Annotated in this window: 17 protein-coding genes; 16 read left to right on the top strand and 1 reads right to left on the bottom strand. The window is 36.3% G+C overall.

From position 1 onward, the window contains the following. Positions 1 to 5: 5 nt before the first annotated feature. The 7 genes from dnaE to LDK52_RS08410 all read left to right on the top strand — a co-directional run bounded on the left by dnaE (position 6) and on the right by LDK52_RS08410 (position 8923). On the top strand, positions 6 to 3065 hold the full coding sequence (gene dnaE, locus LDK52_RS08440) for a DNA polymerase III subunit alpha (protein ID WP_277585512.1): 3060 nt from the start codon (positions 6 to 8) through the stop codon (positions 3063 to 3065). A 108-nt stretch (positions 3066 to 3173) separates the two neighbouring features. Continuing rightward, positions 3174 to 3818, top strand: a complete 645-nt coding sequence (locus LDK52_RS08435) for a FadR/GntR family transcriptional regulator (RefSeq protein WP_277585511.1) — start codon at positions 3174 to 3176, stop codon at positions 3816 to 3818. Then, entirely contained in the window at positions 3819 to 4691 is an 873-nt protein-coding gene (gene accD, locus LDK52_RS08430) for an acetyl-CoA carboxylase, carboxyltransferase subunit beta (protein ID WP_277585510.1), read from the top strand. Further along, a complete protein-coding gene (locus LDK52_RS08425) occupies positions 4685 to 5638 on the top strand; it encodes an acetyl-CoA carboxylase carboxyl transferase subunit alpha (protein ID WP_277585509.1) in 954 nt (317 codons plus the stop codon). Before accD ends, LDK52_RS08425 begins: the two co-directional genes overlap by 7 nt. Positions 5639 to 5721: 83 nt before the next feature. Continuing rightward, entirely contained in the window at positions 5722 to 6681 is a 960-nt protein-coding gene (pfkA, locus tag LDK52_RS08420; protein ID WP_277585508.1) for a 6-phosphofructokinase, read from the top strand. Between the two features lie 37 nt (positions 6682 to 6718). After that, positions 6719 to 8479 (top strand): pyruvate kinase, encoded by a 1761-nt coding sequence (pyk, locus tag LDK52_RS08415; protein ID WP_277585507.1) that lies wholly within the window; start codon positions 6719 to 6721, stop codon positions 8477 to 8479. 48 nt (positions 8480 to 8527) lie between these two features. Beyond that, a complete protein-coding gene (locus LDK52_RS08410; protein WP_277585506.1) occupies positions 8528 to 8923 on the top strand; it encodes an FxsA family protein in 396 nt (131 codons plus the stop codon). Here the strand turns inward: LDK52_RS08410 and LDK52_RS08405 are convergent. After that, positions 8901 to 9869, bottom strand: a complete 969-nt coding sequence (locus LDK52_RS08405; protein WP_277585505.1) for an AI-2E family transporter — start codon at positions 9867 to 9869, stop codon at positions 8901 to 8903. The genes LDK52_RS08410 and LDK52_RS08405 overlap by 23 nt on opposite strands. A gap of 197 nt (positions 9870 to 10066) precedes the next feature. Here LDK52_RS08405 and citZ point away from each other — a divergent pair, with 197 nt between their 5' ends. The 9 genes from citZ (at position 10067) to polA (ending at position 23268) form a co-directional block, all read left to right on the top strand. Beyond that, complete coding sequence (gene citZ, locus LDK52_RS08400; RefSeq protein WP_277585504.1) at positions 10067 to 11182, top strand: citrate synthase; 1116 nt, start codon at positions 10067 to 10069, stop codon at positions 11180 to 11182. A gap of 82 nt (positions 11183 to 11264) precedes the next feature. Further along, entirely contained in the window at positions 11265 to 12530 is a 1266-nt protein-coding gene (gene icd / locus LDK52_RS08395) for an NADP-dependent isocitrate dehydrogenase (protein WP_277585503.1), read from the top strand. 451 nt (positions 12531 to 12981) lie between these two features. Further along, positions 12982 to 13920, top strand: a complete 939-nt coding sequence (mdh, locus tag LDK52_RS08390) for a malate dehydrogenase (RefSeq protein WP_277585502.1) — start codon at positions 12982 to 12984, stop codon at positions 13918 to 13920. 392 nt (positions 13921 to 14312) lie between these two features. Then, on the top strand, positions 14313 to 15020 hold the full coding sequence (locus LDK52_RS08385) for a response regulator transcription factor (protein WP_277585501.1): 708 nt from the start codon (positions 14313 to 14315) through the stop codon (positions 15018 to 15020). After that, on the top strand, positions 15020 to 16552 hold the full coding sequence (gene pnpS, locus LDK52_RS08380) for a two-component system histidine kinase PnpS (protein ID WP_277585500.1): 1533 nt from the start codon (positions 15020 to 15022) through the stop codon (positions 16550 to 16552). Before LDK52_RS08385 ends, pnpS begins: the two co-directional genes overlap by 1 nt. An 11-nt stretch (positions 16553 to 16563) precedes the next feature. Next, on the top strand, positions 16564 to 17778 hold the full coding sequence (locus LDK52_RS08375; RefSeq protein WP_277585499.1) for a carboxylate--amine ligase: 1215 nt from the start codon (positions 16564 to 16566) through the stop codon (positions 17776 to 17778). Between the two features lie 820 nt (positions 17779 to 18598). After that, complete coding sequence (gene hflK, locus LDK52_RS08370) at positions 18599 to 19582, top strand: FtsH protease activity modulator HflK (RefSeq protein ID WP_277585498.1); 984 nt, start codon at positions 18599 to 18601, stop codon at positions 19580 to 19582. Then, a complete protein-coding gene (hflC, locus tag LDK52_RS08365) occupies positions 19582 to 20562 on the top strand; it encodes a protease modulator HflC (RefSeq protein WP_277585497.1) in 981 nt (326 codons plus the stop codon). Before hflK ends, hflC begins: the two co-directional genes overlap by 1 nt. A gap of 78 nt (positions 20563 to 20640) precedes the next feature. Then, on the top strand, positions 20641 to 23268 hold the full coding sequence (polA, locus tag LDK52_RS08360; protein ID WP_277585496.1) for a DNA polymerase I: 2628 nt from the start codon (positions 20641 to 20643) through the stop codon (positions 23266 to 23268). Positions 23269 to 23271 lie beyond the last annotated feature (3 nt).

Genomic DNA, 23271 nt, shown 5'->3' with positions numbered 1-23271 from the left:
TCAACATGAAAACAGTATATCCACAAATTGTGACATCGGCGGATATGCTGAAAAGCACAATACAATTAGAACAACTTACGAAAAAATTAAAACAAAATAATGCTAAGGCAGCTGCCATTACAAATAGTAGATTGTATGGATTACTGCCTTTTTGGCATGCATTACAAGAGCAACAGATTAAACCTGTCCTAGGGCTCACTGTAAATGTTCAATTAGATTCACATATTGTAGGTCTTGTGCTATATGCGAAAGATCATAATGGATATGAAAATTTGTTGAAAATATCGAGCAGTATGGAGACAAGAGATATTACAGTGCTACCCAAAAGATGGCTAGAAGCATATAAAAAAGGATTAATCGCTGTTTATAAAGGAGGGTCTTCTACTTCCCAAGAGATGCTTACCGAATTACAAATGATTTTTGGGACTGTTCATTTCTACCTAGCAATGGAACGACCAAATGGGGAAAAATTAGCGCATGAAGAAATGATTATCCAGTTGGGTGAGCAGTTATCCATACCAATTACTGCGTTCCATATGAGTCGATACATAGAAAAAGAGGATGCTTTCGCATATGAAGTATTAAACGCGATGGATCAATCTCTAAAAATGACTGATCACGCTCGCTTAAAACCTTCTACCAATTCCCTTCACGTACTTTCTAAGGAAGAGTGGAGTGAATGGTTTGCTGATGTTCCAACATGGATTGATCAGGCAGAGCAGATGCTAAATAGCTGTAACGTTACCATTGAAAAAACAGCTTCTATTATGCCTAAATATCCATTGCCCGAAAAGAAGAATTCGAAGGATTTCTTAAGAGAACTTTGTGAGGATGGACTGCGTAAACGGATAAAGGACGTTACGAAGTCATATATAGACCGCCTAAATTATGAGTTGTCCATTATTAACAAAATGAACTATGAGGACTATTTTTTAATCGTTCAGGATTTTATGAACTTCTCTAAACAACAACATATATTAACGGGTCCGGGTCGTGGATCCTCTGCCAGTTCCTTAGTAGCATTTTCTTTGTATATTACCGACGTGGATCCTCTTCGTTACGGTTTACTATTTGAGCGATTTTTAAATCCAGAACGTATTACGATGCCGGATATTGATATTGATTTTGCCGATTCGAGAAGGATGGAAGTTATTCAATATGTTGTAAAAAAGTACGGTCAGAACTATGTTTCTCAAATTATAACGTTTGGTACATTATCAGCTAAAGCTGCAGCGAGAGAAGTTGCTAGAGTGTTTGGATTTGAATCGACCACTTTGGAAGCTATTTCTTCTTTTATTCCTACTAAGCCTGGAATTACGTTAAAAGAGGCTTATACGATGTCTGAGAAATTGCGTGAGTTTATACAAACAGAAGACATCCGAAAAAAATGGTTTCAAGTTGCTCTTGCTCTAGAGGGGTTACCAAGGAACGCTTCTACTCACGCAGCAGGTGTAGTGTTATCACCAATTCCTTTAGTGGATGTTATACCTATTCAAAGTGGGCATGAGGATATCTATTTAACGCAATGGCCGATGAAGGAAGTAGAACAAGTAGGATTACTTAAAATGGATTTTTTAGGTTTGCGAAATTTGACGATTATTGAAAGAATTTTGAAAATCATTAATTTTAAGCAATCAAACCCATTTACGTTAACGGAAATTCCGCTCCATGATGAACTGACCTTTCAGCTATTACAGCAAGGAGATACTACAGGAGTATTTCAACTGGAATCAGCCGGAATGCGTCAAGCCCTTAAACAAATCAATCCAACTAAATTTGAAGATGTAGTTGCGGTAAATGCATTATTCCGCCCAGGCCCGATGGATAGCATACCTTTATACGCAAAGAGAAAAGCAGGTCATGCACCGGTAACCTATGAACATCCCATATTAGAGCCGATTTTAAAAGAAACCTATGGAATTATTGTCTATCAGGAGCAAATTATGCAAATTGCCTCTAAAATGGCTGGTTTTACATTTGGGGAAGCCGATTTACTACGTAGGGCTGTGAGCAAAAAAAATCGAGAAGTATTACAAAATGAACGTGTCCATTTTGTTCAAAAAGCTATTCAAGAGGGGCATTCGGACCAGTCAGCAAATGCAGTTTATGATTTAATCGTCCGATTTGCTGACTATGGATTTCCAAAAAGCCATGCGGTAGCCTATAGTGTTATTTCTTTTCAAATGGCGTATTTAAAAACACATTTCCCAGTAGCTTTTTATAGTGCACTACTGAGTACAGCTACAGGAAACCAGGCAAAGATAAATGACCTAATGATGGAAATGAGACAAAGAGAAATGGTGATTCTCGCTCCATCCATTTTTAGTAGTCAACGCTTCTTTACCGTAGAAAAAGGTGGGGTGCGGTTCGGGCTGCAGGGTATCAAAGGAGTTTCCCATAATTTTATACAAAAACTATTACAGAAACGTATGGAAAGAGAAAACAAATGGGAGGACATTTTTGAACTGGCCTCCGATTTGTCAGCGGTTCATTTTACGAGAAAAAACGTAGAGCCATTGATCAAATCAGGTGCTCTAGATGAATTTGGACTCGACAGATCTACTCTGTTGAGTACTTTAGATGCAGCTGTTAAATACGCTGAATTGATAAGTCCTACAGAAGAATCCGACTTATTTGGTGGAGACTCTTCTCATTTTGGTAAGTCTAAGTATATAAAATCAGATCCACTGCCAATTATGATAAAGCTGCAATTTGAAAAAGAAGTTTTAGGTCAATACTTTTCAGAGCATCCTACAGTATCTAAAAAGAAATTGTTGACCGATAAAATTATTAATATTTGGGATATTTTGCAGACAACAACAGATATGCCTGTGAAAATAGTTGGACTAATACAGGAAATCAAAAGAATTCGTACTAAAAAAGGAGAAGCCATGGCTTTCCTAACTGTACAGGACGACACTGGTAGCTTATCAGTAACACTCTTTCCAGAGGAATATGCAAAATTCAATACATTATTAAAAGAGCAGGAAATGCTTGTTATCACTGGAAAGTCAGAACTTAGAAATGGACGCTCCCAAATTATTACTAAATTTATGGAAAAGTAAACTGCGTATAAAATATGCAGTTTTTTCTTTACGTATGCCCAAATCTTTTGTATGCTATTAGTTATGAGTGGTCTGACCACTTTGTAATTTATGGAAGAGTGAGGCTAAATGAACTCAACGAACAACCCTAAAAAAATGTTTGTAGAAATAGTAAAGCAGTTGAGACAGCTAATTGCGGAAGAAAATATTACTGTTGGCGGTAAGTTACCTTCTGAAAGGGAGCTAGCAGAGCGACTTCAAGTAGGGAGATCAACTGTTAGGGAAGCACTTAGGAGTTTAGAATTACTCGGTTTAATAGAAACACGCCGAGGAGAGGGTACTTTTCTATCGGATTACAGAAAGCATAGGCTAGTAGAGCTATTATCTACATTTATCCTAACAGAAGCTCAATCAAAGGAAGATGTGCATACAACGAGGCAAGCATTAGAAAAGGATGCAATCCATACAATTTGTATGTCAGAAAGACTTAATGCACTACATATATGGGACGCTTTTAAAGAAAAAATTATAGAAGAAGAAATAATTCGAGAAGATATAATCCGAGAAATTATTATCATATCCGATAATCGATTAAGTTTAAAAATATGGTTTTTATTAAAACAGTTTGCAGGGGAGCCTTACCAAGAAAATTTAAAGTTAGAAGAGAAGTCCGTTTGGATACTGCTTCTAACTGCTATACAAAGTGGAGAAGAACAGCAAGCGATTTCTCTATATAATGAATGGCTTTTGTTAATTAATAGGGGAGATGTATAAATGAGCATTAAAGATATATTTAGAAAAAATCAAAAGAAAAAGTATGCCACCATACCAACTGAAAAAGCAAAAAATGATGTACCTGAAGGCATTATGATGAAATGTCCTGAATGTAGAAAAAATGTATTTACAAAAAATTTGATGAAGAATTTAAAGGTTTGTCCTACATGTGATCATCATATGAAAATGACAGCCTGGGAGCGTGTAGAAATATTTCTTGATGGAAATTCGTTTGTGTCAATGGATGATCATTTAGAAACAGTAAATCCATTGAATTTTCCAAGTTATACGGAAAAGATAAAGGCAGACGCAAAAAAAACAGGACTGAACGAAGCTGTTCTTACTGGAATTGGAAAGCTAGATGGTCAACAAGTCGCAATAGCAATTATGGACTCACATTTTCGAATGGGATCGATGGGCTCAGTAGTAGGCGAGAAAATTACGAGAGCTATTGAAAAGGCGACAGATCTTAAAATTCCTTTTATTATTTTCACTGCAAGTGGTGGAGCAAGAATGCAAGAAGGCGTTCTTTCTTTAATGCAAATGGCTAAAACGTCTGTTGCTTTAAGAAGACATAGTGATCATGGTCAATTATATATTTCCATTCTTACGCATCCCACGACGGGTGGAGTTTCTGCGAGCTTTGCATCGGTAGGCGATATTAATATTGCGGAACCTAAAGCTTTGATTGGTTTTGCTGGTAGACGAGTTATTGAACAGACAGTACGAGAAAAACTTCCAGAAGATTTTCAAACGGCTGAGTTTTTATTGAATCATGGTCAGCTCGATGCCATTATTCATCGCAAAGAAATGCGAGAAAAAGTAGCTTCCATCGTTCATCTTCATATGGCTAAGGAGGTAACAAAATGGTAAAATTACTACCTTTTGAAGAACCAATTGTACAATTAAAAACAAAAATAGAAGAGTTGAAAGAGTATACGATAAATGCAGACGTAGATATGTCCGTAGAAATCGTTAATCTAGAAGCAAGACTAGAGAAATTAGAGCAAGAAATATACGAAAATATGGAACCTTGGGACCGTGTTCAGGTCGCTCGTCATCCTAGTCGTCCCACTACGAGAGATTATATTCAATTATTATGTACAGAGTTTATTGAACTTCATGGAGATAGACTTTATGGAGACGATGCGGCGATTATAGGTGGAATAGCTTTGTTTGAAGGAAAACCAATAACCATTATTGGCCATCAACGAGGGGTAGATACAAAAGAGAATATTAAACGTAATTTTGGTATGCCTCATCCAGAAGGTTATCGAAAAGCATTGCGATTAATGAAACAAGCAGAAAAGTTTAATAGACCTATTATTTGTATGATTGACACAAAAGGTGCGTATCCAGGAAAAGCAGCCGAGGAACGTGGCCAAAGTGAAGCTATAGCTAGAAATTTGGTAGAAATGGCTGGGTTGAAAGTGCCGGTTATAAGTGTTGTTATTGGAGAAGGTGGAAGTGGAGGAGCATTAGCATTAGGAGTAGCTAATCATATTCATATGTTAGAAAACTCTACGTACTCCGTTATTTCACCTGAAGGGGCAGCATCTATTCTGTGGAAGGATGCATCTTTGGCGAAACAAGCTGCAGAAGCCATGAAAATTACTGCTCCAGATTTAAAGAAAATGGAGATCATTGATACTGTCATTACAGAAGTTCATGGAGGAGCACATAAAAACATAGAGGCACAGGCTATGTATTTGAAGGAAACGCTCATTACTTCATTAAAGGAATTAGAGAATTTAACTCCAGAAGAACTTATTGAAAATCGATATGTTAAATTTAAAAATATAGGGGAATTTAAAGAATAAAATGCGTCGAAAAAGGCGCGTTTTTTTTAAATTCATTTCATGTTAAGCTTATATTATGAAATTCATAGTATGGAGGGAAATAGATGAAGAGAATTGGTGTTTTGACAAGTGGGGGAGACGCTCCTGGTATGAATGCAGCTATTCGTGCTGTTGTAAGAAAGGCCATCTACGAGGGGATAGAAGTAGTGGGTATCTTCCATGGCTATCAAGGGCTTATCGATGGTAAAATGGAAGTTTTAGACTTAGGTTCTGTAGGGGACATTATTCAAAGAGGTGGAACGAAACTATTTTCTGCTAGATGTCCAGAATTCCGAACAGATGAAGGTCAACAAAAAGCATTAGGGCAACTAAAAGCTAATGGTATAGAAGGATTAGTAATTATCGGTGGGGATGGTTCTTATCGTGGCTCTATGAAACTAACGGAAAATGGTATTCCTTGTGTCGGAATACCAGGAACAATCGATAATGACATTCCGGGTACAGATTATACGCTTGGATTTGATACAGCGTTAAATACAATTATTGATAGTATCGATAAAATCCGAGACACTGCGACATCTCATGAACGTACATTTATCGTGGAAGTAATGGGGAGAGATGCTGGAGACCTTGCTTTATGGGCTGGTGTTGCAGGTGGGGCAGAAACGATCATTATTCCTGAAGTAGATATAAATATGGAAGAAATTATTGGACGTCTAAAAAGTGGTTCGGATCGTGGCAAAAAGCATAGTATTATTATCGTTGCTGAAGGTGTTATGAGCGGAGCAGAATTTGCCAGTAAACTAAAGGATGTAGCGGATATTGAAACTAGAGTTTCGGTACTTGGACATATTCAGCGCGGAGGTTCGCCTACAGGTCGTGATCGCGTGCTGGCAAGTTTGTTTGGAGCAAAAGCTGTAGAGGTTCTTTTAGCTGGAAATGGTGGGCGTGCTATTGGCATACAGAATCATCAAGTGGTAGACTATGATATGAATGAAGCATTTGAAAGTCATGAAGAATTTGATATATCTATGTATCAATTATCAAAAGAATTATCGATCTAATGTGGTAATATCACCCCATTATAGAAAGGACTGTACTATGAGAAAAACTAAAATAGTTTGTACAATTGGACCTGCAAGTGAATCTGAAGAAATGTTAGAGAAATTAATAAATGCCGGTATGAATGTTGCTAGATTGAATTTCTCACATGGTAATCACGAAGAACATTCAGCTAGAATTCAAACAATTCGTAAAGTTTCCAAGAAATTAGGTAAAATAGTAGGGATTTTATTGGATACAAAAGGACCGGAAATTCGCACACATAAAATGGAAAATGATGCGATTGAGCTTCAGTCTGGCCAAAAAATTGAAATTTCGATGAAAGAAGTGTTAGGAACTTTAGAACGCTTCTCTATTTCTTATGATAAATTAATCGAGGATGTTCAAGAAGGCTCGATCATTCTATTGGATGATGGACTTATTGAATTAGTCGTAAAAAGTATTGATAAAGAAAATGGAATTATTTCCACGTATATTCAAAATGCAGGAACGTTAAAAAATAATAAAGGTGTAAATGTGCCTGGTGTATCGGTGCAATTACCTGGCATGACAGAAAAAGATGCTGAGGATATCCTTTTCGGCATTGAGCAGGATGTAGATTTTGTTGCTGCTTCTTTCGTTCGTCGCGCAACAGATGTGTTAGAAATCCGTAAACTACTTGAAGGAAACAATGGCGCACATATTCAAATTATTCCTAAGATCGAAAACCAAGAAGGCGTAGATAATATTGATGAAATTATTCAAGTATCTGACGGTTTAATGGTTGCAAGGGGAGATTTAGGTGTAGAAATTCCAGCTGAAGAAGTTCCTTTAGTTCAAAAGAAACTAATAACAAAATGTAACGAAGCTGGAAAACCTGTTATTACAGCAACTCAAATGCTCGATTCTATGCAACGTAACCCTAGACCTACTCGCGCAGAAGCGAGTGATGTCGCAAATGCTATCTTTGATGGAACAGATGCCATTATGCTTTCTGGAGAGACAGCAGCAGGGCTTTATCCATTAGAGGCTGTTCAAACGATGGATAAAATAGCTCGTCGTACAGAAAATGCAGTAGATTATCGTGGAAATGTAACGAAAATTAGTAAAGCACGTGAAGTAAACCTAACAGATGCTATTGGTCAGGCGGTTGCACACACAGCGATTAACCTAAAGGTAAAAGCAGTTATTGCACCAACTGAAAGTGGATATACAGCAAAAATGATAGCTAAATTTAGACCCGGTGTTCCAATCATTGCGGTTACTTCATCAGTTACTCCATCTAGAAAACTTACGTTAGTTTGGGGAGTATATCCGATTGTTGGAAAAAAAGCTTATTCTACAGATGAGATTTTAGAGGATGCAGTAGAAGAAAGTATTCTTCATCAGTATGTTAGCCATGGCGATTTAGTAGTAATTACGGCTGGTGTACCAGTTGGAGAAGCTGGTACAACAAATTTGATGAAGGTTCATATTATTGGGGACATAGTTGCAAAAGGACAAGGTATTGGCAAAAGCACTGCTGTCGGAAAAGCAATAGTTGTAAATAACGCGGAAGAACTGATCGGACAAGATACAACAGATAGTATTATTGTGACATTAGGATCTGACCGTGATATGGTTCCAAGTATTGAAAAATGTAAAGGTTTAATCACCGAAGAGGGTGGTTTAACTAGCCATGCCGCAGTTGTTGGGCTTAGCTTAGGTGTTCCGGTAATTGTAGGAGTTACTGATGCAACAACGCTGATAAAAAATGGACAAGAAATAACGATAGATGCTGTAAGTGGTTTTATCTATCATGGTCACGCTAAAATAATTTAATAATATGCCTCGCCCTAAAAGGTGAGGCTTTTCTAATAGGAAGGTGAAATGATGAAATGGATTATTGGTTTGTTTATTTTAATCCCAGCCATTGAATTATATATTCTTATCCTCTCAGGTAAAACCATCGGAGCGGGATACACATTTATGTTAATCATCGCAAGTGGTATAATTGGAGGGTATGTTGCAAAAAGACAAGGCCTAAAAGCATTTAGAGAAGTATCAGATAGTGTCAAAAACTATCAAGCACCTGGAGAAGCAGCGATAAATGGAATTAGTATATTTGTCGGAGCTATTTTAGTTGTACTACCTGGATTCATCTCCGATATAATTGGCTTCATGCTTTTATTTGCCCCAACTCGTAATTTATTTAAACCGCTTGTTTATAGATGGATACGCAAGAAGATGAAAAGTGGTCAAGTTATTGTGATGAAGTCTTCGTAAAGCTCTCCCATTTATGTGCAAATAGATAAATAAATGGACTAAACAAGATTCCTATAAATCCAAAGATTAAAATGGCTGCCGCGCTCAAATAAAAGACGTGGACAGCCTTTATTTGTGACGTGGATGACCAAAGTACAGATTCGACGATATGTCTTGTTAACTGAACAAACAAGTACAAGAGTAAGATAATTGTACCTACCAAAGGCATTTCCATCAAATAAAAGTAAATACTTAAAGGAATAAGTATTAAGCCTGTACCTAAAAAAGGAACACTATCCACTAAAGAAATTAGAAACGCATATTTAATGGGATTATGTAACCCTAATACGGTGAAACCTATAGAAATTAAGATGAATGTTAAAATAAATAACTTCAACTCTACATGTATAAATTGATTTACTATTGTGGATGATTTCAGCAATGCTCTATGGCAAAGGATTCGCATTTTTTTAGGAAAGTAAACTAGAAACCATTCTCGGTCTTTTACAGATTCGATCAAGGAAAAAAATAGTCCAATACCAAATAAGAATAGCTCAAAAAAATAAGAGGGTATATGCGTTACGTTTAATAATAGATCATTTAATAGTTTGTTTAATATTGTTTGAAACTTTCCTTCAAACAGCATAAAAATAGGATTATTTTGTAACTCCATTACAGGTAACAGAACAACATGTTCATGTAGAAATGGTATTAGATTAATCAATGTCTGTATTAAAAAATATATTATGGCTAAAAAACTAGATAATATTAAAATCACGGTTAGTAAAACACTTAAAAATACTGGGATCTTAAATTTTTTATGAAACAAGTTGGTTACTGGAAATAAAAAATATCCACCAATTATTGACAAACTAAGTGGATAAGCAACAAATGATATTAGTATAATTATTCCAAATGGTACCCATTGTGATAAGAAATCTTTTTTATTTAATTGTAGAGTAATCATTTTCATCCAATCTTTTCAAATAATTAGGAGATTTAAAGATTTATTTCAAAAAACTCAAGCCTTTTCATTCACAAAATCGTCAATATTGATTATACTGATAATGTAAGTATTTCTAAAAACATTAATATATAAATATAGTTCTTCTGATGTAGTGAAGATTTGGTCAGGAGTCTTATATTGTAAAGGGGAGACTTTGTATGACAACAACTAAAGGTTTAGAAGGAATTGTAGCGGCAGAAACGTCAATCAGTTCAATTATCGATGACACACTTACATACGTTGGATATGATATTGATGATTTAGCAAAAAATGCGGGCTTTGAAGAGGTAGTTTACTTACTTTGGCATAAAAGACTTCCAAATGCGGTAGAACTAGCTGAATTGAAACAACAATTAGCTGACAACATGGCTGTACCCCAAGAAGTTTTGAATTTTTTCAAAACGTTTCCAATCCATGATGTACATCCAATGACTGCTCTTCGTACAACAGTTTCTATGCTTGCATTATATGATGATGTTGCAGAAGATATGTCCGATGAAGCAAATTACTTAAAAGCTATTAAATTACAAGCAAAAATACCTACACTAGTAACAGCTTTCTCACGCGTTCGTCAAGGATTAGAACCTGTAGCACCTAAAGTAGACTTAAGTTATGCTGCTAACTTCTTGTACATGCTACACGGAGAATTACCGAAAGACATAGAAATAGAGGCGTTTGATAAAGCACTTGTATTACATGCAGATCATGAGTTGAATGCTTCTACATTCACTGCTCGTGTATGTGTAGCAACTTTATCAGACATCTATTCTGGTGTAGTAGCTGCTATTGGGGCATTAAAAGGACCACTACATGGTGGAGCAAACGAGCAAGTTATGAAGATGTTAACAGAAATTGATACACTTGATAATGTTGACGCTTACATTAATGAAAAACTAGCAAACAAAGAAAAAATTATGGGATTCGGTCACCGTGTATATAGAAAAGGAGACCCACGTGCAAAACATTTACGTGAAATGTCTAAAAAACTGACTACCCTTAACGGTGAGTCTAAGCTTTATGATATGTCTATTCGTATCGAAGAAATAGTTACTGGACAAAAGAATTTACCGCCAAATGTAGATTTCTATTCTGCATCTGTTTATCATTCATTGAGAATAGATCATGATTTATTTACGCCTATTTTTGCAGTATCACGTATATCTGGTTGGAGCGCTCATATTCTTGAGCAATATGCAAACAACCGTTTAATCCGTCCACGTGCTGAATATGTAGGACCTGGAATGCAAAAATATATTCCAATTGAAGAAAGATAATAGTAATATTGTCTTAGTAAATAGGGCTTAAACACTTCCCGTGTTTACTGCCCTATGATTATGATAGAGGAGGAAATAACAAATGACAACAGGTAAAATCACAGTAGAAAATGGTGTACTTAACGTACCAAACACAGCGATAATTCCTTTCATCGAAGGCGACGGAACGGGTCCAGATATTTGGGCTGCAGCATCGCGAGTATTAGAAGCTTCAGTTGAAAAAGCTTATAATGGTGAAAAGAAAATTGAATGGAAAGAAGTCCTTGCTGGACAAAAAGCATTCGACAAAACTGGCGAATGGTTACCTCAAGAAACTTTAGATGTTATTGATGAGTACCTAATTGCTATTAAAGGACCACTAACTACACCTATCGGTGGGGGAATTCGTTCATTAAACGTAGCATTACGTCAAGAACTTGACCTATATACTTGCCTTCGTCCAGTTCGTTATTTCACTGGTGTTCCATCACCAGTTAAACGTCCAGAAGATACGGACATGGTTATATTCCGTGAAAATACAGAAGATATCTACGCTGGTATTGAGTATGCTCAAGGTACAGATGAAGCAAAAAAACTTATTAACTTCCTTCAAACAGAGTTCGGAGTTAAAAATATTCGTTTCCCTGAAACTTCAGGTATCGGTATTAAACCAATTTCTGAAGAAGGTACAAAACGTTTAGTTCGCGCTGCTCTTAACTATATTATCAAAGAAGGTCGTACTTCTTTAACATTAGTTCATAAAGGGAATATCATGAAGTTCACGGAAGGTGCTTTCAAAACTTGGGGTTACGAAGTAGCAGAACAAGAATTTGGTGATAAAGTATTTACTTGGAACCAATATGATCAAATTAAAGAAGAGCAAGGAACAGAAGCAGCTGATAAAGCACAAGCTGATGCGCTAGCAACTGGTAAAATCCTAGTAAAAGATTCTATTGCTGATATTTTCTTACAACAAATCTTAACTCGTCCAAAAGAGTTTGATGTAGTTGCTACAATGAACTTAAATGGAGATTATATTTCGGATGCACTTGCTGCCCAAGTTGGTGGTATCGGTATTGCTCCAGGAGCAAATATTAACTATGTAACTGGACATGCTATTTTCGAAGCTACTCATGGTACAGCTCCTAAATATGCAGGTTTAGACAAAGTTAACCCATCTTCTGTTATCCTTTCAGGAGTACTAATGCTTGAACATTTAGGCTGGAACGAAGCTGCTAAACTTATCATGGATTCAATGGAGAAATCTATTGATGCTAAAGTGGTAACTTATGACTTTGCTCGTTTAATGGATGGTGCAAAAGAAGTTAAATGTTCTGAGTTCGCTGATGAACTTATTAAAAACATGTAATATCAAATTAAATTTTGGATTTTAAGGAAGGGGATTTTCCCTTCCTTTTCTTATATAAACAAGAAAATATATTTAAATATGCTGTGAACACTGGATTCAAGATATTTTTTAGAATGAAAAATTCTACTGATTTCCGTTTCAGGTGGACGCTTTCCGCAGGCGAGGCCGTGCCTCCTAGTTCGCTATGCTCCCTGCGGGGTCTCGACTTTCTCGCTTATCCCGTTGGAGTCGCCACCTTGCACTCCAATCAATACAGCGAGTAGTATCCAACAAGAAGATTTAGCATAGCTTATCGCTTAAATGATAAGAGTAGTCAAAGTAATTAGTGATAAAATAGTCTGTTGAACTAGGGATACTTTCCTTCGAAAACGATAGATATAGGTATTGACCAAATGGAACAGTCGTCTTTTTGCCGGGTTATTCTAATATAAGACTAAAGGAGCGTTTTCTCATGACATTGAAAAGAAGTAAAATTTCAGTAATCGGTGGCGGATTTACAGGTGCAACAACTGCTTTTCTACTTGCTCAAAAAGAACTTGGTGATATTGTATTAGTTGATATTCCACAAGCGGAAAATTCTACTAAAGGCAAGGCGTTGGATATGGCGCAAGCTGGACCAGTCCAAGGTTTTGACGCTAATATCATTGGTACTTCTAACTATGAAGATACGAAAGACTCGGATCTAGTAATAATCACTGCTGGTATTGCACGTAAACCTGGAATGAGTCGGGATGATTTAGTTCAAACAAACCAAAAAGTGATGAAATCTGTTACATCTGAAATAGTTAAATATTCTCCAAATACAACGATCTTAGTATTAACGAACCCTGTGGATGCCATGACTTATACAGTTTATAAAGAATCTGGTTTACCAAAAGAGCGTGTAATCGGACAATCTGGAGTACTGGATACGGCCCGTTTCCGCACATTTGTTGCAAAAGAATTAAACCTATCCGTAAAAGATGTAACTGGTTTTGTCCTTGGAGGACATGGGGACGATATGGTGCCATTAGTTAGATATTCATACGCTGGTGGAATTCCATTAGAAACTCTAATAGACGCTTCTCGTTTAGCAGAAATTGTAGAGCGTACTCGTAAGGGTGGAGCTGAGATTGTAAACTTGCTTGGAAATGGTTCAGCTTATTATGCTCCCGCTGCTTCTTTAGTAGAAATGGCTGAAGCAATTTTGAAAGACCAAAAACGAGTATTACCATCTATCGCATATTTAGAAGGCGAATATGGTATGGATGGAATTTACCTTGGTGTTCCAACAGTGCTTGGTGCTGGTGGTATCGAGAAAATAATCGAACTTGAGTTAACAGAAGATGAAAAATCATTATTAAACAAATCAGCAGACGCCGTGAAAGCTGTTATGAAAGTATTGGCTTAACTACAAAGAAACTACCAATCGAGTGGGGAAACCTACTCGGTTTTTTGATTATAGAAATACACGCATCATGAGGTAACCAAAAGTGCCTTTAGCCACAAGTATTCCAACACTCAACAGGTCCTATCATCACCTTGCACTTTACCTTGGTTTATTGTTAATATAGAGGTAGCTATTTGTAAAGACAGGAACCAAAATACTTTCTGGAACCTGGATTTCATAAATAGAACAATTACATAATGTTATCATTACAGTAATAGCTCAAAATGACCGAAAAGAAATTGTTGTGTGTGGATGGTGAATTTCATATAACGCCTTCACGTATAGAAATAAATCACATTATAGCTGTCATCGATTTGGAATGGGGGTTTCAAATCAACTTTGGAGGCAAAAAAATGAGAAAAGTATTAGTTGTAGATGATGAAAGCTCGATTGTAACTCTATTAAAGTATAATCTGGAGGAAGCTGGCTTTGAAGTCATAACAGCAAGTGATGGCTTAGAAGGGCTTAATAAAGCTTTGGAAGAAAAGCCAGAGGTTATTGTACTAGATTGGATGTTGCCGTCTATGGATGGTATGGAAGTCTGTAAAGAGCTTCGTTTAAAGAAAATACAAATTCCAATAATAATGTTAACCGCAAAAGATGAAGAATTCGATAAAGTATTAGGTCTTGAACTAGGTGCCGATGATTATATGACGAAGCCTTTTAGCCCCAGAGAAGTAACGGCAAGAGTAAAAGCGATGATTCGTCGCTCGGGTATTTCTACTGAGCATCAGCAAGAGAAAACCAAAGAAGAAATGTATACCTTTGGTCACCTACAAGTATTTCCTGAACGCTTTGAAGTGCTTTTAAACAATGAGGTCATTGAGTTTACTCCAAAAGAATTTGAATTACTCGTTTATTTAATAGAAAACAAAAATCGAGTATTAACACGTGATCAGCTGTTGAGTGCTGTTTGGAACTATGATTTTGCTGGTGATACCCGCATTGTAGATGTCCATATCAGTCATTTACGTGATAAAATTGAAGTGAATAGTAGAAAGCCTCATTTCATCAAAACTATTAGAGGTCTGGGATACAAGTTCGAGGAGCCTAAGAGCTAATGAAAACATTTCATTCCAAACTTTTTAGAACTTATTCTATTATGATAGGGTTAATATTAGCTTGTCTAGGACTTATACTTGGACAGCTTTTTCCTATTTACGCAAAAGACACTTCTGAAAAAGTGATTAATACAAAAATAAATGAAGTTTCTAATTACATAAGCTCAACGGGACTAACGCTGGATGAACAGCGAGATATTAATGAAATGATAGATTCTTCTTTCTCTCAAATTGAATTGATTGAAAGTCATTCCTTATGGTCTTTTTTATTCATCCTTCTAAGTATTGCTTTTCTTGTTGCACTGTTTTTAGGGAATAATATTTCCAAGAAGTTTGCCCAGCCAATCGAACATTTGACAGAAACCGCCATGGAATTAGCAAGAGGTAATTACCGGATTCGTGCATTTGAAGATGAATTTTCTGGTATGTCCAAGCTAAGCAACTCAATTAATATACTCGCACGAAATTTACATGATATATCCGTTATGAGAGAAACTGAAAAAGAACGTTTAAAAACGTTAATCGAGAATATGGGTAGTGCCCTTATTATGATGGATCGTAACGGATATATTACGATTGTGAATCGTTCTTTTCTTAAGCAACTTGATATTTCATTCGAAGACGTCGACAGAAAGCTATTTAATAAAATAGGACTTCCCAAAAAGATTGAGACGTTCATTGATGAATTATTTTTGACAGAGGCTTCAAACCGTGAACAAATATCGATAAAGAAAAACTTACACACTTATTCTGTGGATGCTTATGGAGCACCTGTTATCGGGGAACATGGGAAATGGCTTGGAATAGTAGTAGTAATGCATGATATTACGGAGCTTGTGAAACTGGAGCAGATTAGAAAAGATTTTGTAGCAAATGTATCACATGAATTGAAGACACCTGTCACTAGTATAAAAGGATTTTCAGAAACACTATTGTATGGCGCGTATAAAAATGAAGAAACATTGCTTTCTTTCCTGGAGATAATCCACAAAGAAAGTAATAGACTTCAAGTGCTGATTAGTGATTTATTAGATCTTTCCAAAGTGGAGCAAGTTGGATATGAAATGAATTTACAAAAGGTCAATTTACTGGAAGTTGTAGAGCGAAGTAAAGAGATGACTAGTCATATTCTTGAGGAAAAAAATATGCGTCTCGAGACGATATTTGAAAAACCTGTTTATGTACAAGCTGATTTAAATCGTTTAATCCAAATAACGATGAATTTATTGATGAATGCACTGACATACTCCCCAGAAGAAAAAACGGTGATTATATCCATCGGTCAAAACAAAAAATATGGCATATTCCGTATTCAGGATGAAGGAATAGGGATTGCTAAAGAAGAGCTTAACCGGGTATTCGAGCGTTTTTACCGAGTGGATAGAGCTAGAAGTAGAAACTCAGGAGGAACCGGTCTCGGTTTAGCGATTGTAAAACATCTTGTGGAAGCGCATCGCGGGATAATAGAGATAGAAAGTGAAGTAGGAAAAGGAACGGTCTTTACCGTATCCATTCCGCTTGTTAAAAGTTAACGGAGGTCTTTATGAATAACCAACCCTTTATCCCAATAATTATTGGGACAGACATGAATGCATATAATATGGCTATTTCTTTTCACGAGGAATACAATATAAAGCCGATATTAGTAGGTAAAGAAGAAATGTCATTTACTAAATGGAGCAGTATTATCGAACATATAGAGATTCAGCCAAATTTATGGGATAAATCTGCTTTTGTTCAAGTACTTACTGAAGTTGCACAAAAATATAAAGCGAAAGACAAACAATTGCTGTTAATAGGAACAAATGATTTTTATGTACGTTTAATAATTGAAAATGCCGAAGCATTAAAGAAAATGTATGTTTTTAACTATATGTCTGAAGAATTAATGAACAATCTTCTTGTCAAATCGAATTTCTATAAGCTTTGTGAAGAGCATGGCATTGATGCGCCTAAAACATATTATTACTCATGTGCAAAAAAAGCGGCATTTACGGAAGATGTGCTCTTCCCATTAATCATAAAACCGAGCAATGGTGTAATGTATTACAAAAATAAGTTTCCTGGTCAGCAAAAAGTGTATCGTGTAGAGACTAAAGCTGAACTAGATGAGATTTTAGCCAAAGTGAACGCAAGTGGTTATACGGAAGATTTAATCATTCAGGATTATATTCCTGGGGACGATACGTATATGTGGGATTCAGTAATTTATATGAGTTCTAAAGGTAAAGCTCAGCTTAGCACCCTTGCACAAGTGGTTCTTCAAGAGCATACGGTTACTGCTATTGGTAACTATACAGCGCTTATTACTCGATATAATGAGGAACTGATGACAAAGCTTCAACACTTTTTAGAAGCCGTGGGGTACGTCGGTTTTGCAAACTTCGACTTAAAATTTGATGAGCGTGATGGAAAGTTTAAAGTATTTGAGGTTAACATTAGACAAGGTAGATCTAGTTATTATACAACTGCACTTGGACATAATATGGCTCGATATTTTGTAGATGATATTATTTACCAAAAGGAAAAATCACTTACTTTATTAAACGAGCACTATTTGTTTACTGTAGTACCTAAAATAGTATTAAAGAAATTTGTGGAAAATGAAGAGATTAAACAAGAAGTTAGAATGCTATTGAAGTCCGGTAAATGGGGAAACCCTCTCTTCTATAAAAAGGACAAGCATTTTACACGTAAGTTATTTTTAGTTGTAAGACAATTTAATTATTATAAAAAGTATAAAAATAATAATTGGTAAGGGAATATTTACAAATTATTCACAATAGATTAACAATCATTTGTTACATTAAATAAGACCCCTTTTCCAAACGATTTACCTTAGAAAAGTTAGCATTTATGCTAGCTTTTTTTATTTGCGATGAAAGTACATAAAATTGTACGAACACTGGGTTCATGGGAATTAAATGAATGAAAATACTACTGATTTCCGTTTCAGGTGGACGCTTTCCGTGGGCGTTGCCTCAGCCTCGGACCAACAGGATGTTGGTCATGAAGGCGTTGCCACACGATGTGGCGCACTTAGCCTTCCATCCTTAAACGCTGCGGCTTCTCGACTTTCTCGCTGTTCCCGCTGGAGTCGCCACATTCCACTACAATCAATTAAATGAGTAGTACTCCACTAGTAGATCTGCATAGCCTATCGCTTTGATGATAAGCGTATTCAAAGTTACTAGAGGGGTAAAACGGACTCTTGAATTAGGGGTAGTATTATATAAAGTGGACCTAGTTGATTGGAGCGCAGAGCGGCGACTCCAGTGGGAACAGCGCGAGCTGAAGACCCTGGACTGAGCGTAAGCGAGGGAAGCGGCTGAAGCCGTGCCCACGGAAAGCGTCCGCTCGTAGCGGAAATCAACGGCATATCTACGTTTTTATTTTTAGAGGACCGGGCGTTTGCCTGGTTTTTCTTATTAGCAATTATGTAAAAAATTTTCTATTCCAACTAAACCTGCTCAGAATTTTATTCATAAAAAACCCATTAAACAACTATTCTATTATTTTTGAAACTAATTACCAAGTTCAACCGTAAAAGGTAGTATACATAAGAAGGAGGAAATGATATGAGTACTAAAAGGTTACTTTCGATCATCGCAATGTCTTTAATTGGCATTCTCTTAATATCTGCAGTTTTTACTTCATGGTATACAGTTGACGAATCAGAACAAGCAATTGTCATTACATTTGGGGAAGCAAGTGAACCAATAGTCGATTCAGGTTTAAAGTTTAAAATGCCTTGGCCAATACAAAAAGTTGAAACACTCTCCAAAGAAACATTTAGTCTACAGTTTGGTTACAGTCAAAAAGCAAATGGAGAAATTGACTCATTTGATAAGGATACGAAAATGATTACAGGGGATGACAATATTGTATTAACGGATTTAGTCGTTCAATGGAAAATAACAGATCCTAAATCCTATTTATTTAATGCGGAAAATCCACAAGAGCTACTTCATGATGCGACCTCAGCATCTATCCGTTCGGTTATTGGGAACTCTAGAATAGATGATGCCCTAACTTCTGGGAAAGCACAGATTGAAAGTGATACGAATGATTTATTGGGTTCGCTAATAGAAAAGTATGATATAGGAATTACTGTATTAACAGTGAAACTACAAGATGTGGAGCTTCCAAATGCTGAAGTTCGGTCTGCATTTACTGCAGTAACGGATGCTGAGGAAACAAAGAATACAAAAGTAAATCAGGCAGAAAAATATAAAAACCAAAAGTTAAGTGAAGCAATTGGTGAGAAGGATGCCATTATTTCAAATGCGACAGGTTATAAAACTGCCCGTATAGAACAGGCAATAGGGGACGTAGCACTTTTCAATAAGCTGTTCGCAGAATATCAAAATAACAAAGAGATTACAAAACAGCGTTTAGTTATGGAAACGTTAGATGCCGTTCTACCAAATGCTAATTTATATATTATGAATGATGATGGTGGAACGATGAAGTATCTTCCTCTTCAAACATTAGAGTCTTCTAAACAAACGATTCCGCCAACCGAAACTGAGACGGAAAAAGAAGAAGGGAGCGGAAAATAATGGCTGACAACAAAAATCCATTCTCTAATTTAGAAGCAAAGTTTAAAACAGTAAATAGCAAACCAAGTAAAGCGCCTAAAGAAAAAAAACCGATAGATTACAAAAAATATACGAAGTCATTTTTCGCAATCTTCCTAGTTTTTGTCTTGCTCATTATTGCTCTTGCGAATATCTACGTGGTCAAAGAAGGGGAATACAAAGTAATTCGTCAATTCGGAGAAATTAAAGATGTGAAGAAAACTCCGGGAATTCATATGAAAGTACCATTCGTCCAAACTGTTACGACTGTACCTAGATATCAAATGAACTATAAATTATCCGAAGCTGAAATAAATACAAAAGATAAGCGTCGAATTATTATTGATAATTATGCGGTTTGGAGAGTAGTAAATGTAAAAGAAATGATTACAAGTGCAGGTACACTCGTTGGAGCAGGCTCTCGTATGGAAGAGTTCATCTACTCAGTTGTTCGTTCAGAGCTTGGCCAATTAGAGTACAGTGAGATTATTAATGATGAAAATTCATCGCGTGGTAGCTTGAATGATCAAATAACTACCAAAGTGAATGAACTATTGAAAAAAGATAATTACGGAATTGAAGTAATTGACGTCCGTATAAAAAGGATAGATCTTCCGCAAGAAAATGAGCAGTCTGTTTATAATGAAATGATTTCAGAAAGACAAAGTATTGCTCAAAAATTCCTTTCCACTGGGGATGCAGATAAACGCCGTATTGAAGCAGAAACGGATCGTGAAGTTCGGGAAATGCTAGCTAAAGCGAAAAAAGATGCAGCGTTAATCGAAGCGGACGGAGAAGCAGAGGCAGCCAAAATTTATAATGATAGTTTCTCGAAGGATCCTGAGTTCTATTCTCTATACAGAACTTTAGAATCGTATAAGAAAACAATTGGAGCTGATACGATGATCATCATCCCATCAAATTCACCGTATGCAAATATTCTATCCGGTTACTTAGAATAGTATATGAATCGTCATTCCCCTTACTGTCATGGTAAGATATAGGGAATGACGGTTTTTATTATTAAGGAGTGAATATATTTGTCAACTGAAAAAATCCTATTATTAGATGGCAATAGTTTGGCTTACCGAGCTTTTTTTGCCCTACCTTTACTAACAAACGAACATGGTATACATACAAATGCAGTTTATGGTTTTACAATGATGCTACAAAAAATTATGGAAGAAGAAAATCCAACCCATATATTAGTGGCATTTGATGCTGGTAAAACAACTTTCCGACATTCGACATATGGCGAATATAAAGGTGGAAGACAAAAAACTCCACCAGAGCTGTCCGAGCAATTTCCTTATATTCGTAAGTTAATCGATGCGTATGGCATAAAGCGGTACGAACTAGAAATGTATGAAGCAGACGATATAATCGGCACTTTGAGTAAGCAAGCAGATGACAAAGGTCGGCAAGTTGTAATCGTTACCGGAGATAAAGACTTAACTCAACTAGCTACCGATAAAACAACAGTATATATCACGAGAAAAGGAATTACCGATATTGAAAAATACACACCGGAACATGTACTTGAAAAGTACGGTTTAACCCCTCTACAGATTATCGATATGAAAGGTTTAATGGGGGATGCTTCTGATAATATTCCTGGAGTACCAGGTGTAGGAGAAAAGACAGCCATAAAGCTATTAAAGGAACATGGCTCCGTAGAGAATCTTTACAAGGCGCTTGACCAAGTGAGTGGTGCTAAGTTAAAAGAAAAACTTATTGCCAATGAAGAACAAGCATTTATGAGTAAAGCATTAGCTACGATTGAAACAGCTGCACCAATAGAGGTTACTATTGAGGATCTTTCCTATAATGGACCTAATATGGAGGAAGTAATAGAAGTTTGGAAGGAACTATCTTTTAAAACGCTTCTAGAAAAATCTGACTATATATCAGAGGAATCAGAAACTACAGAGGTCGCATTTGAGATTATCGAACAAATAGATGCTACTATTTTAGATAAAGTGATGGCAGTCCATTTAGAAATGTATGATGGTCAATACCATACAAGCGAACTATTAGGCGTCGCCTTATCGAATGGAGAAAAAGGTTATTTTGCGCCAGCTGATGTAGCTTTTCAATCTGCTGATTTTTGTTCGTGGTTAGCAAATGATACGAATAAAAAATACCTAGCCGATTCCAAAGCAACACAAGCAGTGAGTAGAAAACATAATGTGAATGTTCATGGAGTTGAATTTGACCTGCTTTTAGCAGCGTATATAGTAAATCCAGCTATTTCATCAGAGGACGTTGCCGCTATTGCAAAAGAATTTGGTTACTTTAACTTGCTGACCAATGATAGTGTGTACGGAAAAGGTGCTAAAAAAACTACGCCTGAAATCGAGAAAATTGCAGAACATGCAGTTAGAAAAGCAAAGGCAATATGGGATTTAAAAGAAAAGTTAGAAGTGAAGCTTGAAGAGAATGAACAATACGCATTGTATAAAGAAATAGAGCTACCTCTTGCTTCTATCCTCGGGACGATGGAATCTGATGGAGTATTAGTAGACAAACAAATACTAGTAGAAATGGGTCATGAACTAAATATTAAGCTACAGGCAATTGAAAAAGACATTTATACTTTAGCTGGAGAAACATTTAATATTAATTCTCCTAAGCAATTGGGTGTAATATTATTTGAAAAAATTTGCCTTACACCTATTAAAAAAACGAAAACAGGCTATTCAACGGCAGCGGATGTTCTCGAAAAATTAGCAAGTGAACATGAAATAATTGAACAAATTCTTATATATCGACAATTAGGTAAGCTCAATTCGACATATATTGAAGGATTGTTAAAAGAAATCCATGAAGATGATGGGAAAATTCATACACGATATCAACAAGCGTTAACTTCAACTGGCCGATTGAGTTCGATAAATCCAAACCTACAAAACATACCTGTACGTTTAGAAGAAGGTAGAAAGATACGTAAAGCCTTTGTTCCTTCTCAGCCAGGGTGGCTAATGTTTGCAGCAGATTACTCTCAAATTGAATTACGTGTGCTGGCACATATGTCTAAGGACGAAAACTTAGTAGATGCTTTTAATAATGATTTAGATATTCATACGAAAACAGCAATGGATGTCTTCCAAGTGGAGCAGGAAGCTGTGACATCCGATATGCGTCGTGCTGCCAAAGCGGTTAACTTCGGTATCGTGTATGGTATTAGCGACTATGGTTTATCGCAAAACCTGGATATTACTAGAAAAGAAGCAGCGATATTTATTGAGAATTATTTAAATAGCTTCCCAGGGGTAAAAGGATATATGGATGATATCGTTTATGATGCAAAACAAACAGGCTACGTTACGACAATCTTAAATCGAAGAAGATATTTGCCAGAAATAACAAGTTCTAACTTTAATCTAAGAAGCTTTGCAGAGCGTACAGCGATGAATACACCTATTCAAGGAAGCGCAGCAGATATTCTCAAAAAAGCAATGATCGATATGGCAGAGAGATTAAAAACTGAAAATATGCAAACGAAAATGCTACTGCAAGTACATGATGAACTAATTTTTGAAGCACCACCGGAAGAAATTGCGATGCTAGAAAAAATAGTGCCAGAAGTAATGGAAAATGCTATAAAACTGATTGTACCTTTAAAAGTGGATTATGCCTTCGGGTCATCTTGGTACGACACGAAGTAGGAG

It is taken from the genome of Psychrobacillus antarcticus, assembly GCF_029533155.1.
Taxonomy (GTDB): Bacteria; Bacillota; Bacilli; order Bacillales_A; family Planococcaceae; genus Psychrobacillus; species Psychrobacillus antarcticus.
The sequence above is the reverse complement of the archived record's forward strand: the minus strand, read 5'-3'. Positions and strand labels throughout refer to the sequence as shown.

What these genes read in the sequence shown, in the direction of transcription:
- dnaE (WP_277585512.1), top strand. Translation starts at nt 6, where the DNA reads ATGAAAACAGTATATCCACAAATTGTGACATCGGCGGATATGCTGAAA.
- LDK52_RS08435 (WP_277585511.1), top strand. Translation starts at nt 3,174, where the DNA reads ATGAACTCAACGAACAACCCTAAAAAAATGTTTGTAGAAATAGTAAAG.
- accD (WP_277585510.1), top strand. Translation starts at nt 3,819, where the DNA reads ATGAGCATTAAAGATATATTTAGAAAAAATCAAAAGAAAAAGTATGCC.
- LDK52_RS08425 (WP_277585509.1), top strand. Translation starts at nt 4,685, where the DNA reads ATGGTAAAATTACTACCTTTTGAAGAACCAATTGTACAATTAAAAACA.
- pfkA (WP_277585508.1), top strand. Translation starts at nt 5,722, where the DNA reads ATGAAGAGAATTGGTGTTTTGACAAGTGGGGGAGACGCTCCTGGTATG.
- pyk (WP_277585507.1), top strand. Translation starts at nt 6,719, where the DNA reads ATGAGAAAAACTAAAATAGTTTGTACAATTGGACCTGCAAGTGAATCT.
- LDK52_RS08410 (WP_277585506.1), top strand. Translation starts at nt 8,528, where the DNA reads ATGATGAAATGGATTATTGGTTTGTTTATTTTAATCCCAGCCATTGAA.
- LDK52_RS08405 (WP_277585505.1), bottom strand. Translation starts at nt 9,869, where the DNA reads ATGATTACTCTACAATTAAATAAAAAAGATTTCTTATCACAATGGGTA.
- citZ (WP_277585504.1), top strand. Translation starts at nt 10,067, where the DNA reads ATGACAACAACTAAAGGTTTAGAAGGAATTGTAGCGGCAGAAACGTCA.
- icd (WP_277585503.1), top strand. Translation starts at nt 11,265, where the DNA reads ATGACAACAGGTAAAATCACAGTAGAAAATGGTGTACTTAACGTACCA.
- mdh (WP_277585502.1), top strand. Translation starts at nt 12,982, where the DNA reads ATGACATTGAAAAGAAGTAAAATTTCAGTAATCGGTGGCGGATTTACA.
- LDK52_RS08385 (WP_277585501.1), top strand. Translation starts at nt 14,313, where the DNA reads ATGAGAAAAGTATTAGTTGTAGATGATGAAAGCTCGATTGTAACTCTA.
- pnpS (WP_277585500.1), top strand. Translation starts at nt 15,020, where the DNA reads ATGAAAACATTTCATTCCAAACTTTTTAGAACTTATTCTATTATGATA.
- LDK52_RS08375 (WP_277585499.1), top strand. Translation starts at nt 16,564, where the DNA reads ATGAATAACCAACCCTTTATCCCAATAATTATTGGGACAGACATGAAT.
- hflK (WP_277585498.1), top strand. Translation starts at nt 18,599, where the DNA reads ATGAGTACTAAAAGGTTACTTTCGATCATCGCAATGTCTTTAATTGGC.
- hflC (WP_277585497.1), top strand. Translation starts at nt 19,582, where the DNA reads ATGGCTGACAACAAAAATCCATTCTCTAATTTAGAAGCAAAGTTTAAA.